This window comes from Baekduia soli, from assembly GCF_007970665.1.
Taxonomy (GTDB): Bacteria; Actinomycetota; Thermoleophilia; order Solirubrobacterales; family Solirubrobacteraceae; genus Baekduia; species Baekduia soli.
Map to the genome: position 1 here is coordinate 5,022,922 of NZ_CP042430.1, position 15,566 is coordinate 5,038,487.

Annotated in this window: 14 protein-coding genes and 3 pseudogenes; 9 read left to right on the forward strand and 8 right to left on the reverse strand. The window is 71.8% G+C overall.

Going from position 1 to position 15,566, the window contains the following annotated elements:
• The first annotated feature begins 46 nt into the window (after positions 1-46).
• Positions 47-295 (forward strand): hypothetical protein, encoded by a 249-nt coding sequence (locus tag FSW04_RS28800; RefSeq protein WP_407653008.1) that lies wholly within the window; start codon positions 47-49, stop codon positions 293-295.
• A gap of 23 nt (positions 296-318) precedes the next feature.
• A pseudogene (locus FSW04_RS28805) lies at positions 319-1,111 on the forward strand (SDR family NAD(P)-dependent oxidoreductase).
• Here the strand turns inward: FSW04_RS28805 and FSW04_RS24450 are convergent.
• Positions 1,098-1,343 carry a hypothetical protein gene (locus FSW04_RS24450; RefSeq protein ID WP_146923037.1) on the reverse strand — a complete coding sequence of 82 codons (246 nt, stop codon included), beginning with the start codon at positions 1,341-1,343 and terminating at the stop codon, positions 1,098-1,100. The pseudogene FSW04_RS28805 and the gene FSW04_RS24450 overlap by 14 nt on opposite strands.
• Before the next feature lie 1,094 nt (positions 1,344-2,437).
• Between FSW04_RS24450 and FSW04_RS28810 the strand changes: the two are divergent.
• Positions 2,438-2,602, forward strand: a pseudogene (locus FSW04_RS28810) (sigma-70 family RNA polymerase sigma factor); the annotation flags it as partial.
• 143 nt (positions 2,603-2,745) lie between these two features.
• The gene (locus tag FSW04_RS27630) at positions 2,746-3,111 is read left to right on the forward strand and encodes a sigma factor-like helix-turn-helix DNA-binding protein (protein WP_146923039.1); all 366 of its coding nucleotides are present in this window, start codon (positions 2,746-2,748) and stop codon (positions 3,109-3,111) included.
• A gap of 662 nt (positions 3,112-3,773) precedes the next feature.
• Here FSW04_RS27630 and FSW04_RS24465 read toward each other — a convergent pair.
• Positions 3,774-4,382 carry a TetR/AcrR family transcriptional regulator gene (locus tag FSW04_RS24465; protein ID WP_228430726.1) on the reverse strand — a complete coding sequence of 203 codons (609 nt, stop codon included), beginning with the start codon at positions 4,380-4,382 and terminating at the stop codon, positions 3,774-3,776.
• Between the two features lie 79 nt (positions 4,383-4,461).
• Here FSW04_RS24465 and FSW04_RS24470 point away from each other — a divergent pair, with 79 nt between their 5' ends.
• Entirely contained in the window at positions 4,462-5,850 is a 1,389-nt protein-coding gene (locus FSW04_RS24470; protein ID WP_146923043.1) for an NAD(P)-binding protein, read from the forward strand.
• A 42-nt stretch (positions 5,851-5,892) separates the two neighbouring features.
• Positions 5,893-6,141, forward strand: a complete 249-nt coding sequence (locus tag FSW04_RS24475; protein ID WP_146923045.1) for a hypothetical protein — start codon at positions 5,893-5,895, stop codon at positions 6,139-6,141.
• On the opposite strand, the gene FSW04_RS24480 is transcribed toward FSW04_RS24475, so the two are convergent.
• Positions 6,106-6,510, reverse strand: coding sequence for a MarR family winged helix-turn-helix transcriptional regulator (locus FSW04_RS24480; RefSeq protein WP_187369075.1), 405 nt, complete (start codon positions 6,508-6,510; stop codon positions 6,106-6,108). The two genes, FSW04_RS24475 and FSW04_RS24480, sit on opposite strands and share 36 nt — an antisense overlap.
• 105 nt (positions 6,511-6,615) lie before the next feature.
• On the opposite strand from FSW04_RS24480, the gene FSW04_RS24485 reads away from it, so the two are divergent.
• The 3 genes and pseudogenes from FSW04_RS24485 (at position 6,616) to FSW04_RS28815 (ending at position 10,125) form a co-directional block, all read left to right on the forward strand.
• Positions 6,616-7,029 carry a nuclear transport factor 2 family protein gene (locus FSW04_RS24485; protein WP_146923049.1) on the forward strand — a complete coding sequence of 138 codons (414 nt, stop codon included), beginning with the start codon at positions 6,616-6,618 and terminating at the stop codon, positions 7,027-7,029.
• 257 nt (positions 7,030-7,286) lie between these two features.
• Positions 7,287-8,033: a DeoR/GlpR family DNA-binding transcription regulator gene (locus FSW04_RS24490; RefSeq protein ID WP_146923051.1), complete on the forward strand. Its 747-nt coding sequence runs from the start codon at positions 7,287-7,289 to the stop codon at positions 8,031-8,033.
• A pseudogene (locus tag FSW04_RS28815) lies at positions 8,030-10,125 on the forward strand (ABC transporter ATP-binding protein). The gene FSW04_RS24490 and the pseudogene FSW04_RS28815 overlap by 4 nt, the downstream one beginning before the upstream one ends.
• Positions 10,126-10,142: 17 nt before the next feature.
• On the opposite strand, the gene FSW04_RS24500 reads toward FSW04_RS28815, so the two are convergent.
• From FSW04_RS24500 to FSW04_RS24520, 5 genes are all read right to left on the reverse strand, one after another.
• The gene (locus FSW04_RS24500; RefSeq protein ID WP_228430732.1) at positions 10,143-11,003 is read right to left on the reverse strand and encodes an ABC transporter permease; all 861 of its coding nucleotides are present in this window, start codon (positions 11,001-11,003) and stop codon (positions 10,143-10,145) included.
• A 61-nt stretch (positions 11,004-11,064) separates the two neighbouring features.
• The gene (locus FSW04_RS24505) at positions 11,065-12,009 is read right to left on the reverse strand and encodes an ABC transporter permease (RefSeq protein WP_146923053.1); all 945 of its coding nucleotides are present in this window, start codon (positions 12,007-12,009) and stop codon (positions 11,065-11,067) included.
• A 25-nt stretch (positions 12,010-12,034) separates the two neighbouring features.
• A complete protein-coding gene (locus tag FSW04_RS24510; RefSeq protein WP_146923055.1) occupies positions 12,035-13,900 on the reverse strand; it encodes a peptide ABC transporter substrate-binding protein in 1,866 nt (621 codons plus the stop codon).
• Positions 13,901-13,952: 52 nt separating this feature from the next.
• Positions 13,953-14,636, reverse strand: coding sequence for a PIG-L deacetylase family protein (locus FSW04_RS24515; RefSeq protein WP_267128271.1), 684 nt, complete (start codon positions 14,634-14,636; stop codon positions 13,953-13,955).
• Between the two features lie 22 nt (positions 14,637-14,658).
• The gene (locus FSW04_RS24520; protein WP_146923059.1) at positions 14,659-15,534 is read right to left on the reverse strand and encodes an alpha/beta fold hydrolase; all 876 of its coding nucleotides are present in this window, start codon (positions 15,532-15,534) and stop codon (positions 14,659-14,661) included.
• Positions 15,535-15,566: the final 32 nt, after the last annotated feature.

The following is a 15,566-nucleotide window of genomic DNA, read 5'->3' on the forward strand; positions in this document are numbered from 1 at the left end:
CGAGACCACGAGCCCCACCACCGTCGTCCTCATCCACGGGCTGTGGATGAACGGCCGCAGCTGGGAGCATTGGGTGCAGCGCTACGAGCGGCGCGGCCTCACCGTCCTGGCGCCCAGCTGGCCGGGGATGGACGGCGACGTCGAGGCCCTGCGCGCCGACACCGCTCCAACTCCAAGCACTAAAAGACCGAGACGGCGGTCACGGAGCTCAAGGAGTTCCCGGGGCGCTCGCACTTCACCCTGGGCCAGGAGGGCTGGGAGGAGGTCGCCGACTACGCGATCGACTGGGCGCTGAGCGTCACCGCGGAGGGCTGAGCGATGGACCTGGGACTCCGGGGCGCCGTCGTCATCGTGACCGGTGCGAGCAAGGGCATCGGGCTGGCCGTCGCCGAGGCGTTCGCGGCCGAGGGCGCGCAGGTCGTCGCCGCCGCGCGCACGACCGACGCCCTGGAGGGCATCGCGGGCGTCACGCCGGTGGCGGTCGATCTCGCCGACGCCGCCGGGCCGCCGGCGCTGATCCGGCGGGCGATGGACGACCACGGCCGGATCGACGTGCTCGTCAACAACGTCGGCGGGGTGCGGCTGCGGCTGGACGGCTTCCTCGCACTGGGCGACGACGAGTTCCGGTGGGCGTTGGACCTGAACTTCTTCACCACCCTGCGGGCCACGCGCGCGGCCCTCGTGCCGATGGTCGACCAGGGTCGCGGCGCGGTCGTCAACATCGCCTCGGTCAACGCGTTCTTCCAGCCCGACGGCGCCACCGTGGACTCACTACGGGGCCGCCAAGGCCGCGGTCGCGAACCTGACCAAGGCGCTGGCGCAGGAGTTCGGCGCCAGCGGCATCCGCGTCAACGCGATCTCGCCCGGCCCGGTCGAGACCGACCTGTGGCTCGGCGACCACGGCGTCGCGGCGACCGTCGCCGCCATGAGCGGCGTCGACGCCGACACCGCGCGCGAGCGCGTCATCGCCGGGATCGGCGGATTCGCCACGGGCCGCTTCACGCGGCCCGACGAGGTCGCCGCGCTGGCGGTCATGCTCGCCTCCGAGCGCATCGGCAACGTCACCGGGGAGAACGTGGTGATCGACGGCGGGCTGATCAAGACGCTGTGAGCGCCTGCGCGATGAGCAGCTCGCGGCTGCGTGTCACGGTCGCCCCCCACCCGTACGCGGCCGGGTCGTCGATCCAGCCCCGCAGCGCCCGCAGGTCGGCCGGCTCGGCGCGCCCGTCGAGCCGGGCGGAGCGCAGCACCGCGGCCGGGCGCCCGGCGCCGGCCTCGCGCAGGCGGGCCGGGCGGCGCGCCCAGGCGGTCCCGGAGACCGGGCCGCCCCAGGTCGGCGCCATCTTCCCGATGTCCAGGACACCGGCCTCGATCGCGGCGACACCGGCCCGGTTGCACGGACCGCCCCCTGATCGTCGTTCGCCATCTGCGGGCCATCGTGTCGGGAGGCGAGCGGTGAGCGATCACGACTTGAGGGTCAAGGCGTACGCGGCGCACGACCGGGCTCAGGTCCACGCTCAAGCCACCACGGACCGGCGCCTGCCCCGTCAGCATCCTCGTCCTCCCCCTTCCAGACCAGTCGCGCCACTCAGGGCCGACGATGCATCCGCGTGGAGCGCCTGACCGGGCTCGTCGCGGGTTGCCTGGCTGTCTGAGCTCTGGGGTACGGGGTCCGCCACGATGGATGCGCGTGGTCGCACTGGCGGCGACCGAAGGTTGTAGACGTGAGTTGCCGCAGCGGAAGCGCGAGCAACTACGGATGGCCGACGCCGATGCAGACCGCATGATCCTGAACATCGGCCGACCCAACACGGCTCCGGCCGTCCCAGCCTGGTAACCAAGGACGCCTCCGCCATCGACTGCTGCCCGGTCGCCATCGACCACGGCAGGGGCGGCATGCTACGGGGACTCCTCTCTACCGCCCCCTAGCGCTGCAACGCGCGACCGTTGCTCGGCCTCTCGCCACGACCGTCGCTTGAGCGTCCCGACCCCGGTTACCGACCAGCGGCGCCCGGCCTGCGCCGGGCGCCGCTGAGGCTGCTTCCCGGTGCTCCTCGAAGGAGGAGCGCTCGGACACCGGGCCGCACCATCACCACCGAGCAGCCGTCCCACCCACGATCCGACCCGCTCCACCCCCCGGTCAGCGTCGAGCGCGGGACCCGGCCGAGCGACGCCGACCATCGTCTCTCTCGGAACTTCACAACCGGGTTGTGGTTTGCCCGCATCGCGCCTCGTATGCCAATGCGGATGACACGACCCGTGCGGTCGGTGACGATCTCCTGCGCATTGATGTTCACCCCGAACGCCCTGCAGGAGCCTCATGCCCAACGCGCGACCACGCACTCCTGTCTCGTCCGACGGCGAGCGGTTGCTGCGTCGCTTTGCCCGAACCCGTGACCGGGCCACTCGCGACCGCATCGTCGTGCGCTATCTCCCCATGGCGCGCTTCGCCGCCTGCCAGTTCGCTTCAGGCCCTGAGCCGTTCGACGACCTGTTCCAGGTCGCGGCGGTCGGTCTTCTGAAGGCCATCGACCGCTACGACCCCGCAAACGGGGCGGCGTTCAGCTCCTATGCCCTCCCCACCATGAGCGGTGAGCTGCGCCGGCACTTCCGTGATCGCGGCTGGGCCGTGCGCCCGCCGCGCGGCCTGCAGGAGCGGGCACTGCGAGTCGAGCGCATGGCGCAGCAACTGCAGGCCGACGGCCGGGGCGCGGTCACCGTTGACGACATCGCACGCGCGCTCGCATGCTCCCCACCGACGTCCGGCAGGCGCACGAGGCCCTCAACGCTCGGTACGCCGACTCACTGTCGACCGACGACGACTCGACGGAGCCAGGCGACCCCCTTGACCGGTCTCACGGCCAGATCGATGACGGCTTCGGACACGTCGAGGACAAGGCCACCATGGCGGCGCTCGCAGCCCAGACGCTCACGGGCCGTGAACGAGACATCCTGCGACTCCGCTTCGACGACGACCTCACTCAGCACGACATCGCCCGGATGATGGGGCTCTCGCCAATGCAGGTCTCCCGGATGTTGCGCCAGATCCTCGACAAGATGCACCGAGGCGTGATGCACAGCACCGCGGACACGATGGACTCGCTCGGTTGACACATCGTCCCTACGCGGTGATCGCACGCACCGAGTGGGGGCAGCGACCGCGTCGTCTGCCGCCCGGCCGCGCTCGAGGTCGGCGGCGGCGATGAGATCACCAGCTGCTCCGGACCTGGACTCGCCGCAATCGTCCTTCATCTGCGGTCCCGGACCGGGTTGGCGGCGAGAAGCTCGATCACGAGGTCCCGGAAGGTTGGTCTCCTCTGCGCCCACGGCAGCGCAGCGACTCACAGGCGGTCAGTCGAGACCCTCCGGCGCTTCTCGGCCTCGCTGTCGTACCTCCGCGCGCCGTTCTCATAGCTCCTGACGACGATGTCGCGGCGATCCACCTCTTCGAGTTGCGCGAGGCGCTTCCGAGACCCAGGTCGGAAGTGGGGCGCCATCGAGCCTCCCATCTCGTCCACGCCGGCAACGGTCGTCCAGACCGATCGCAAGCGACAGCCGTTGGTCGCCCTGCGCTGGCGTTGCGGCGAAGCCCCGGTTCGGCGTCCCGACCTCTCGCGGAAGACCCGTACCTGCCGTCCGGGCCCCACACCCGCCGCGCCAACCGCGGGGTGACGACCTCATCCGCGTCCGCCTTCTGCGCGACGGCGGGCCAGCGGGACCTCCGAACCGCGGGCGTCGGACGGGACAAGGCGGATGAGCCCGCCGCGCGTGGCTCAGGGCGCGTCGCGCGAGACGCGTCGATCCACGGCGCGGCGCGCCCGATCGAAGACGGCCGGGTCGCCCTCAAGCACGAACGTGGTGTTCGCGGCGGCCAGCAGCGCCTGGAGCTCGAAGGCCAGCTGCGCCGGGTCGGCGTCGTCCAGCTCGTGGAGCTCCTGGGCCTCGCGGACCAGCCGCTCGAGCACCCCCAGCCACTCGCGACGCTGCGCGGCGATGGCGTCGCGCACCGGCCCCGGCCAGGACGCGACGTCGACCGCGGCCGCCGAGAAGAAGCAGCCACCCGGGAAGACCCGGCGCTCGACGTGCGAGAGGAAGGCCTCGCAGGCGGCCAGGAGCCGCTCGATGCCCCGCGGCGCCCGGAGCGCCGGCCGCAGCACCTCCTCGGCGAAGGTCGCCCGGGCCCGCTCGACGGTGGCGAGCTGCAGCTCCTGCTTGGATCCGAAGTGCGCGAAGACGCCGCTCTTGCTCAGGCCCGTCGCCTTCGCCAATCCACCTACCGACAGCCCGTCGATCCCGACCACGGTCGCCAGGCGCGCCGCCTCGTCGAGCACGAGCGCCCGCGTGCGTGCCCCCTTGCCGACAACGACCTCGTCCATCGCCATCTCACGGAGTCTAAACGCACGACCGTGCTAATCTCGCGCCAGAAGAGAACGACCGTTCTTTTCCTCTGAGGAGTGGAGCGTGGAGACCGACTACCTGGTTGTGGGCGCAGGCGCGAGCGGCTTGGCGTTCGCGGACGCGCTGATCGCCGGCGCCGACGTCGAGGTGACGCTTGTGGACCGCCGCCCGGCCGTCGGTGGTCACTGGCGCGACGCGTATCCCTTCGTCCGCCTGCACACGCCCTCGGCCTACTACGGCGTGGACTCGATCCCCCTCGGCGAGGACCGCCTCGACGTCGAGGGCTTCTACGAGCGCGCGTCCGGGCCCGAGCTGCACCGCTACTTCGACGCCGTGGCCGCGCAGCTCGACGCCTCCGGGCGCGTGCGGTTGCTCACCGGCCACGATCACCTGGGCGTCGAGGCCGGCGTGCACCTGGTGCGGGACCGGCGCACCGGCATCGACCAGCGCATCGCCGTGCGCCGGAAGGTCGTCGACGCGCGCTACCTCGAGGCGTCGGTGCCCGCGACGCATTCCCCGACGTTCGACGTCGCGCCGGGCGCGCCGCTGATCGGCATCCACAAGCTCCCCGATGTCGTCCGCCCGGGGGCCGTGTACAGCGTCATCGGCGCCGGCAAGACCGCGGTCGACGCGTGCACGTGGCTTCTCGGTCACGACGTCGCGCCCGACCACATCCGCTGGATCCGTCCCCGTGACGCATGGTTCCACGACCGCCGCGAGTTCCAGCCGCTCGATCAGGTCGGCGCGACCATGGCCGGCATCGCCCTCGACGCGGAGGCGGCGGCCCAGGCGGGGGATCTCGACGACCTGCTCGGTCGTCTCGAGGACGGCGGCCGCCTGCTGCGCATCGATCCGTCGGCCCCTGCCAGCATGTATCGCGCCGCCATGCTCAGCGGGGCCGAGCTCGAGGCGCTGCGCGAAATCGACCACGTCGTCCGCCTCGGGCGGGTTCGGCGCATCGAGGCCGACCGGGTCCTGCTCGAGCGCGGGCAGGTCGCGGCGGGCACGTCGGTCATCCACGTCGACTGCACGGCGCGCGGCCTCAACGACGCACCCGCACAGCCCATCTTCCAGCCGTGCCGCGTCGTGCTCCAGCAGGTGCGCCACAACTCACCGACGTTCAACGCGGCGCTGATCGGACACCTGGAGGCCCGGGGCGGCACGGACGCCGACAACAACCGGCTCTGTCCGCCCAACCCCTATCCGCGCAGCATCCTCGACTGGCCGCGGATGTGCGCCACGACGTGGCGTGCCGAGCGCGGCTGGGCGGCCGACCGCGAGCTGTCGGCTTGGGTGGCCGGCACGCGGCTCAACCTCCTCGCGGCGGTCCGCGACCGTGCCGCCGGGCCGCCCGTCCGAGAGGCGGTGGCGCGATTCGTGGCGCACGTGGGCGCCGCCGTCGAGCACCTCGACCGTATGCAGCCACCCCCGTCGGAAGGCGGCGATCGATGAACACCAACAAGGCACTACGGGGGGAAGGGCGACTCCACCCGCGTGGCGGCGACGATGCCCGCGAGCGGCGAGGAGCTGATCTCTGGCCTCGGGGTCCGGCTGACCTCGATCGACGCGGCGCGTGCTGACGCCGCAGACATGGGCCTGCTGGACCACGGAGACCAGCGCCTGCTCGCTGCGATCGCGGCTGCAGATGGCAAGAAGCATGTCGCGCGCGCCCTGTTGATCGGGAGGGCGAGGCGGAGCGTCGGGTCGCTACTGGGCGCCGTCGGCTGCCACGATGGCGTGTAGGACCTCTTCGAACACGGCGTAGCGCTCCTCGCCGACGAGTTCGGCCCAGCGGCGTCCGACAGCGTTGCTGCTCTCCTGTGCCGTGTCGCTGGCCTGCCGGCCACGCTGGGTGGCGACGATGCGCTTGGCGCGGCCGTCGTCGGGGTCGGGTTCGAGCGTGATGTAGCCGTTGGACTCGAACTCGCGGACGAGATCGTTGGCGGCCTGCTTGCTGAGACGCAGGCGGGCGGCGAGCTCTGACGGTCGCAAGTTCGAGACGAGCAGGTCGCGCAGGATGGGCCGGTGGATGGGGCGCAAGTCGTCAAAGCCAGCGGCCACGAGGTTCTCGAAGACCTCGTCGATCAGCTCGGTCCACGCCGACCGCAGCATCGAACCGACGGTCAGCGGTGGGACTGCCCGAGTCGCGCTTGACATACCAGTACGGTACAGCATACTATTTCGTACGGCTTGCCGTACTACCATCGAGGACGCGCCATGAATCAGCAGCGCATGAAGGAACTGATCGAGCAGCACATCGCCGCCGAGATGGCCGGCGACACCGCGGGCGCCGTCAGCGTCTATACCGATGACGTCGAGCATGAGGTGATCGGCTCGCCGACCGGCCCCGTCCATGGGCCGGCGGCCGCCCAGGGCTTCTACGACCATCTCATCACCGACCTCCACACCGAGCAGATGATCCCCAAGCGCGAGCAGTACGGCGAGGACTTCTGCGTCGTCGAGCATGACGCCACGTGTGTCGTCAAGGGCGCATTCATGGGCATCCCGGGCCAAGGCCGCAGGGTGACATTCCGGATGCTCCACGTCTGGGACTTCAAAGACGATGGGATCAGCCGCGAGCAGGTGTGGCTCGACGGCGCCGCCATCGCCGCGCAGCTCACAGCCCCGTAGCAATGAGGAATCCGGCCGGTCGGTCGACGGCCAGCGCGCGCAGGCGGGTCTGCATCTCGGGCTACGCGCCAGGTCCCGCCAGCAACCTGATGAAGAACTCCGGCGCGTTCCGCGGCGGACCTGGCGCGGCGGATTGCGGCGTCGGCTTCGACGTCAGCTCGAGGTCGGTGGCCACGCCTCCCAGAATCAAACAGTTCCGGACCTTTTCAAACGCAACCCGTTGATGTGCGAACACGACCGCCACTACACTGCCGACGATGCTGCCGGCCGAGAGGCGAAGGTCGATGGAGGACGCCGTCCGCTCCGGCATGACCGAGGTGGGCCAGCTGGCCGCGCGCTTCAAGGTCTCGGAGATGACGGTGCGGCGCGACCTCCAAGAGCTCCAGGGCGCCGGGCGGATCGAGCGCGTGCGCGGCGGCGCGGTCCCCGCCCAGCCGGAGCGCCCGTTCACCCAGACGGTGGTCGAGCGGCTGGCCGAGAAGGAGCGCATCGGCGCAGCGGCCGCAGCGCTCGTGCAGGACGGCCAGACGGTCATGATCGACGTGGGGACGACCGCGCTGCAGGCCGCCCGCGGCCTCCGTGATCACGAGATCACCGTGATCACGACCAATCTCGCCGTCTACGAGGAGCTGCTGAGCGCCGAGGCCGTCACGCTCGTGCTCCCCGGCGGCCAGGTCCGCCGGAACTACCGCTCGCTCGTCGGCTTCATCGCCGAGGAGACCCTGCGGACCATGAGCGCGGACATCGCCTTCCTCGGCGCCTCGGGCATCGACCGGCGGCTCACCATCCGCGACTCCACCATCGTCGAGGTCCCGATCAAGCGGGCGATGCTCGCCGCCGCCCACCGCACGGTGCTGCTGGCCGATGCGGCGAAGTTCACCACCAGCGGCTTCGTGTCGATCTGCGAGGCTCGCGACCTCGACACCGTGGTGACCGATACCGGCGTCCCCGACGCGTCGCGACGTGCGCTCGAGGCGGCGGGGGTCGAGGTGATCGTGGCATGAGCTCCGGGGGCCCGGCACCCTCCGCCGGCCTGGCCGGCGCCGGCCGCGACACCCTCGAGGACCCGGTGCTCGAGATCGACGACCTGCGGGTGGCCATCCAGCGCCGCGACCGGATCATCCGCCCGATCGACGGCCTCTCCCTGCAGGTCGCCGCCGGTGAGACGGTCGGCCTCGTCGGAGAGTCGGGCTGCGGCAAGAGCATGACCGCGCTGGCCATCCTGGGCCTCCTTCCGCCCGGCGGCCGGACCGTGGGCGGCCAGGTGCGCCTCTGCGGCCGCGATCTGACCGGCCTGTCCGAACGCGAGCGGCGGCGCGTGCGCGCCCGCCAGCTCGGCATGATCTTCCAGGATCCGCTGACCGCGCTGAACCCCAGCATGACGATCGGCGACCAGATCGCCGAGCCGCTGCGGCTGCAGAACGGCGTCGGCTCCCGCGCGGCGCGCGATCGCGCCGCCGAGGTGCTCGCGCTCGTCGGGCTGCCCCGGCCCCGAGAGCGGCTGGACAGCTATCCCCACCAGCTCTCGGGCGGCATGCGCCAGCGAACGATGATCGCCATGGCGCTGGTCTGCGAGCCGCGGCTGCTCATCGCCGACGAACCCACCACCGCGCTCGACGTCACGATCCAGGCCCAGATCCTCGATCTCCTCGACGATCTGCGTGAGCGGCTGGGCATGGCGCTGCTCCTCATCACCCACGACATGGGCGTGATCGCCGGGCACACCGACCGCGTCGCGGTCATGTACGCCGGGCGCGTCGTCGAGACGGCGCCGACCGCCGAGCTGTTCCGCGCGACGCGGCATCCCTACACCGCGGGCCTGCTCGCATCGATCCCCACCCTCGACCAGGACCGGTCCCGGCCCATGCCGAGCATCCCCGGCGCGCCGCCGGACCTCGGCGCGCCGCCCGCCGGCTGTCGCTTCGCTCCGCGCTGCACCCGCGCACAGGCCGACTGCCGCGCGAACGACCCGGCGCTCGAGGGGCCCGGCGGCCACCGCTGGGCGTGCCTGCACCCGCTCGGAATCGGGACGGCGGCATGAGCGTGGCCGGCGCGACGGAGGGCGCGATCGCCACCGCGCCGCTGCTGGACGTCCGTGGCGTCACCAAGGAGTACCCGGTCGGCGGCGGCCTGTCGCTGCGCCGGGCCCGCAGCCACGTCCACGCGATCACCCAGGTGTCGATGTCCGTGGCCGAGGGCGAGGTCTTCGGCCTCGTCGGTGAGTCGGGCTGCGGGAAGTCGACGCTCTCACGGCTCATGGTCGGACTCGAGCTCCCCACGTCCGGCGAGGTGCGCGTCGCCGGCGTCAGCCTCTCGGAGGCCGGCCGTCGCGAACTGCGGGTGATGCGGCGCGACGTCCAGCTGATGTTCCAGGACCCGGATGCCTCGCTCGACCCGCGGATGCGCGTCGGCGCCAGCGTGGCCGAGCCGCTGGCGATCCAGCGCGTCGGCACCCGCCGCGAGCGCACGGCGGCCGTGGCGCGACTGCTCGAGGAGGTCGGGCTGCGCGCCGAGGTGGCCGACCGCCTGCCCCACGAGCTCTCCGGCGGCCAGCGCCAGCGCGTGGGCCTGGCTCGCGCGCTCGCGCTGCGCCCGCGGCTCATCGTGGCCGACGAGCCGGTCAGCGCGCTCGACGTCTCCGTCCAGGCGCAGGTGCTGAACCTCCTGCGCGAGACCCGCGCCCGACACGGTCTGACCTACGTCGTGATCTCCCACGACCTCGCGGTGATCCGCTACCTCGCCGACCGGGTCGGCGTCATGTACCTGGGCCGGCTCGTCGAGGTCGGACCGGCCGAGCGCATCTACGCCGCCCCCGCGCACCCCTACACCTCCGGCCTCGTGGAGACCATCCCGCGGCCCGAGCCCGACGTGCGGCGCCGCCGGCGCCCGGTCGCCATCCGCGGCGAGCTCCCCTCCCCCGTCGATCCACCGTCAGGCTGCCGGTTCCGTACGCGTTGCCCGCGCGCAGAGGAGCGCTGCGCGGCCGAGGTCCCCGCGCTGCGCCCCTTCGGTCCCGGACACGTCGCGGCGTGCCACTTCCCGCTGCTGGCGCCCGCCGCGGGCGCGTCGGATGGGGTCGTCGACGACCGCGGGTGACCTCCCGCTCGTCGACGTCAGCGGACGCGCAGGCGGGCGCTGAGCCCGTCGCGCAGCGCGTCGCCGATGAAGTTGAAGGCCACGACGGTCAGCACGATCGCCACGCCGGGCGGGTACACCAGCCACCAATAGCCGTTGGCCGTGTAGGTCACCCCGTCGGAGAGCAGCGACCCCCAGTTGGCCGACGGCGGGCGCACCCCGAGGCCGAGGAAGCTCAGCGTCGCGACGATGAGGATCGCGTCGGCGATCTGGAAGGTGACGTTGACCACGATCGTCCCCACGGTGTTGGGGATGATGTGGCGCAGGATCGCGCGCCAGGGTCCGCGGCTGCCCATCACGCGCACCGCGTGGACGTAGTCCAGCCCGCGCAGCGACAGCGTCTCCCCGCGGACGAGGCGCGCCGGGGCCAGCCACGAGATCAGGGCCACCACGAGGATGAGCATGGGAACGCTCGTGGTCAGCACCGAGGCCAGGAACAGCAGCAGGAACAGCGACGGGATCGCCAGGAGGCCGTCGACGAACCGCATCATCAGCGAGTCGACGGCACCGCCGGTGAACCCGGCGACCGCGCCCCACAGCGCGCCGAAGAAGGTCGCGATGACCGCGGCCGCCAAGCCGACCTCGAGCGAGGTCTGGCCGCCGAGCATGAGGCGCCCGAGCATGTCGCGGCCGGTGTCGTCGGTCCCCAGCGGGTGGGCGCCGCTGGGCGGCTTGGAGGCCTGGTCGAGCATGACGTGGATCTGATCGGTGCGGTAGATCAGCGGGCCGACGAAGCAGAAGAGCACCATCGCGACGACGATGGCCAGTCCGGCGATCGCCAGCCGATTCTCGAGAAAGACGTCCAGGACGAGCCGCCACACCGAGCGGCCGGCGGGCACCTCGCCGGCGGCGACGGCGGGCGGCCGGCCGGCGAGCTCGGGTGCGGGGGCAGCGCGGCCATCAGTCGTAGCGCACGCGCGGGTCGAGCGCCGCGTACATGAGGTCGGAGAACAGCGACCCGACCACCGTCCCGATGGCCGCCACGAGGGTGACGCCGAGCATGATGGCGTAATCCTGACCCTGGGCGGCGTTCCAGAAGAGCAGTCCCGTGCCCGGGAAGTTGAAGACCGACTCGACCACGAGCGCACCGCCCAGGATCCAGGGAAGGCTCAGGCCCAGCAGGGTGACCACCGGGACCAACGCGTTGGAGAGCGCGTGACGCACGACCACGCGCCACTCGGGCACGCCGCGCGCCCGGGCCGTCCGGACGTAGTCCTGGGAGAGCTGCTCGAGCATGGAGGAGCGCATGTAGCGGCTGAACTGGGCGATGGTGACCAGGGCCAGCGTGGCCACCGGGAGCACGAGGCCTGACGGGTGCGACAGGACCTCGCCCATGCTGCCCTGGGGCGCCTGCGGCGGGAACCAGCCGAGGCGCACGGCGAAGAGCTCGACGAGCACGAGGCCCAGCCAGAAGCTGGGCATCGCGTAGAAGATGAACGCCGCGCCGGTGAACACGTAGTCCACCGGCCGGTTGCGGCGCACAGCCTGCAGGATGCCCAGGGGGACGGCGAGCAGCGCCGCCAGCAGCGTGCTCACGCCCACGAGCAGGAGGGTCTTGGGCAGCGTCTGGCCGAGCAGCGCGGTGACGCTCTGACTGCGCTTGTAGGAGTAGCCCAGGTCGCCCTGGAACAGGTGACCGACGTAGACGGCGTACTGCACCGGCAGCGCGCGGTCGTAGCCGTTGAGATGGTTGAACTCGGCCTTGGCCGCCGGGGTGGCCCGCCGCCCGAGGATGGCCTCGGCGGGCCCCCCGGGCAGCAGGCGCACGAGCAGGAACACCAACACGGTCACCACGAAGAGCACGACGATCGCCTGCCCCGCGCGGCGGAGGAGATAGCCCGCCATCGAGTGCTCCGCTCGGCTCCCGGGCTCAGCCCGCCGGTCGCCACTCCTCCGGGTAGAGGTTCCCGAACGGGTCCTTGGGCTGGGTTCCGGAGAGCTTGGTGCTCACCGCGACCAGCGCGTCGGGCTTCGGCGTCCAGAGGACCGGCAGCTGGCGCGCCAGGTAGTCCTCGTAGGCCACCAGCGCCTGGTGATCGGTGCTGATGTGCGTGGCGGTGATGAGCTTGTCGGCCTGCGGGTCGCTGTAGCCCCCCGCGTTCGACGAGCCCTGGCTCGAGAAGATCAGCGAGCCCTCGGGGTAGTAGTTGGGCTGGAAGGTCCACGCCAGATCGCCCTGCACCATCTGCCAGTCGCACTTGGACTCGCCGGGCTTGCAGCGGACCTCGTGCGCGTTGAGCGTGTCCAGCGGCTCGGGCTTGAGCTCGAGCTTGATGCCCGCCTTGGAGAACGTCGACTGCACCGACTGGATGCCCCGGTCGAGGGCTGCGATGCCGTTGGCGTATTCGAGGGTGACGTGCAGTCCGGCGCCCCCCTTGATCCCGGCGCCGCACTGCGACGGCCCGGAGCCCGGGGACGCGCACGTGCTCACACCGTCGGGCTTGACGTCCCAGCCGTGGGCCTTGAGCATCGCCACCGCCTTGTCGGGGGCGTAGGGATAGACGCCCTGCTTGAGCAGCGGGCTGGCGAAGGGGTTGGGCGGGTCGATCGGAACCGGACCATGCGTCTCGGCGCCGTACCCGCCGAGGGCTGCCTTCACCCACGTCCCCTGGTCGATCAGGGTCTGCATGGCCTGGCGGATGTAGAGCTGCTTGAACAGCGGTCCGGCCTGCGCGTTGTTGTAGTTCAGGACGGTGTAGTTGATCGACCACGTGGCCGTCTTGGACACCTTGTAGCCGTTGCTCGCGAGCTGGGGGATCTGCGCCGCGTTCTGCGCGGGCAGGTAGCCGTAGTCGAGGTCGCCTCCGGCGCGCAGCACGTTGTACTCGGCCGTGTCGCTCGTGAACGGCACGAGCTTGAACGTCTTGAGCACCGGCTTGACCGGGCCCGAGTACGCCGGGTTGGGCACGAGCGTCACGCGGTTGGAGGTGTCGAAGCTCCCGATCCTCCACGGGCCGCTGACGACCTTCCAGAGCGGGTTGGCCGCGTAGCTGCCGAGCTTGCCGCCCTCCTTGGCCAGGAAGGCGTAGACCTTCTTGGCTCCCGCCGGGGTCATGTCCGCGTCGCCGACGGTTCCCGCCGCGCTCGTCTTGTCCCAGGCGTGCTGGGGCATCGGCGTGATCTGGCTGAGCTCGTTGTAGAGGACCCAGTCGGGGTTGTAGGCCTTGTCGAACGTGAACGCGATGGTGTCGGCGCCCTGGGCCTTGACGCTCTTGACGTTGTCGGGGAACTCGCCCGGCACGTACCCGGCCCAGTTGTCCTTGGCCGCCACGAGCAGGTTCATCCAGAAGACCACGTCGCGGCTGGTGATCGGGGTGCCGTCCGACCACTTGTAGGGCTTGAGCTTCACGACGGCGGTGCGGCCGCCGTCGCGGTAGGTCGGTGTGTCGGCCAGGCTCAGGCGGTCGTTGAAGCCGGGGGTGCCGTCCTTGCCGAACCAGTACAGCGGCCGGTAGATCAGGTCCTGGAACTGCGCATCGTTGTTGCCGTTGTAGTTGGTCAGCGGCGTCAAGGGGAAGATGTAGTACGTGGGCGAGTTCGGCGGCTCGGCGAACGTCGCGCTGGTCAGCGCGGCCCCGCCCGACGTGCCGCCGGCGCCGGCCGGCGCGTGCTGTCCGGTGTCGACCGGCTTGCCCCCTCCGCAGCCCGCGGCGAGTGCCGCGGTCGCGGCCACCGCAACGCCTGCGAGCTGCGCGCGCCGTCGCCCACGGCGCCGGGCCCCTGCGTGGATCCTCATGACTTCCTCCTCGGCCGTCGGCCATCCGCGTGGACGTGTGTGCAGTGGGTGGTCATCGCGTGTCGACCCGCTGGAAGACCTCGGCGACGCGGCCGGCGGCCATCCCGGCCGCCGCACCGGCGTCCTCACCCGCGCGCCGTGCGGCGGTGATCAGGCCACCGGCGGCGTCGTGCTGGCTGACGTGGCAGGCCAGGACGGCCTCCTTGCCCGCCGCCTCCGCCGTGACGTCGACAGCGAGATCCGGAGCCGGCGCACCGTACAGCCACGTCTCGGGCACGGCGTGAGGCTCGAGCCCGGCCTCGAGCAGCTCCGTGTGGGAGAACGGATTGCGCGCCTCGGGGTAGACGGCGGCGAGCGCCGCGGCCCCGACCGCCAGATGGTCGGGATGGCACTGGTACACGCGCGACCAGTCGCGCTCGGGCGAGTGCACGAGCAGGCGGACGGGCCGGACGCGGCGGATCACGCGCGCCAGCTCCCGGCGCAGCGCGGGATCATCGGCCACCTCGCCGTCGCGCAGGCCGAGGAACACGACGTCCTCGACCCCGGCCGCGCGGGCCGCCGCCCGCTGCTCGCCACGGCGCTGGGCCGGCACCTCGGCGCGGTCGAGGTCCGCGTCGAAGCCACCGCTCTGGCCGTCGGTGACGACGCACCACGTGACGTCGACGCCCTGTGCACGCCACGCGATCGCGCATCCGGCGGCGTTGAAGTCGATGTCATCGGGATGGGCGCCGATCATGAGGACCGGGCCGTCCGGGCGGTCAGGCGAGGAAGCCGTCGGCGATCGCGTCATGGAGGACCTCGGCGAGCTGCCGGGGATGCTGGGCGTGGATGTCATGGTCGGCGGGGGAGAACCAGTGCGCCCGCCCTCGGGCGAGGGTGTCCAGCGCGTGCTGCACATCGCGGCGCTTGTCGGCGGTGAACGCGACGGACCCTCCACCCTCGGCGGGCAGGAGCAGCATCGGGACCGTCAGGTGCGCGAGCCGACGTGCCGGCGGGCGCTCCCAGAGCTCGCGCAGAAGCCTCATGTGGCGCTCGCGCGTCAGGTGGGGGCGCACGGTGCCCTCGTCGCTGACGCCGAAGCAGGCCATCATCGCGTCGATGCCCTCCTCCGGCCAGTCGGGCGAGCCGGCCCGGATCATCGCGCGCAACTCGTCGGGCGTGCGGTGCGTCAGGTCGGGCGGGGCGAGCTCGCGCTCGCAGTCGGCCCATGCGGGGAAGTGCGCGGGCAGATCGATCATGCCGCCGTCGACGCCCGCGACGGCGGCGACGGCACCGGGATGCGAGGCGGCCAGCTCGACCACGAGGTTGCCTCCCATCGACTGCCCGGCGACGACGGGCCGGCGCCAGCGCTCGCCATGCTCCGCGGCCAGCGCGCTCAGCACACGGACAAGATCCTCGACCATGGTCGGGAAGTCGTACCCGCCGTCGGGCTTGTCCGACGTGCCGTGCCCGCGGAGGTCGACCGATACGCTGGGATGCCCGAGCGCGTCCAGCTCGCGCGCCGTCCCGGCCCACATCCGGGCGTTCGAGGCCAAGCCGTGCACCAGCAGGAGCGGCGCGCCGTCGGCGTCTGTGCCCTGCGCGATGCCGCGCAGGACGACACCGCCGCCGGCCTCGAACACGACCGGCCTCACGTCGCGACGGACTCGGAGCGCGCGGCGTGTGT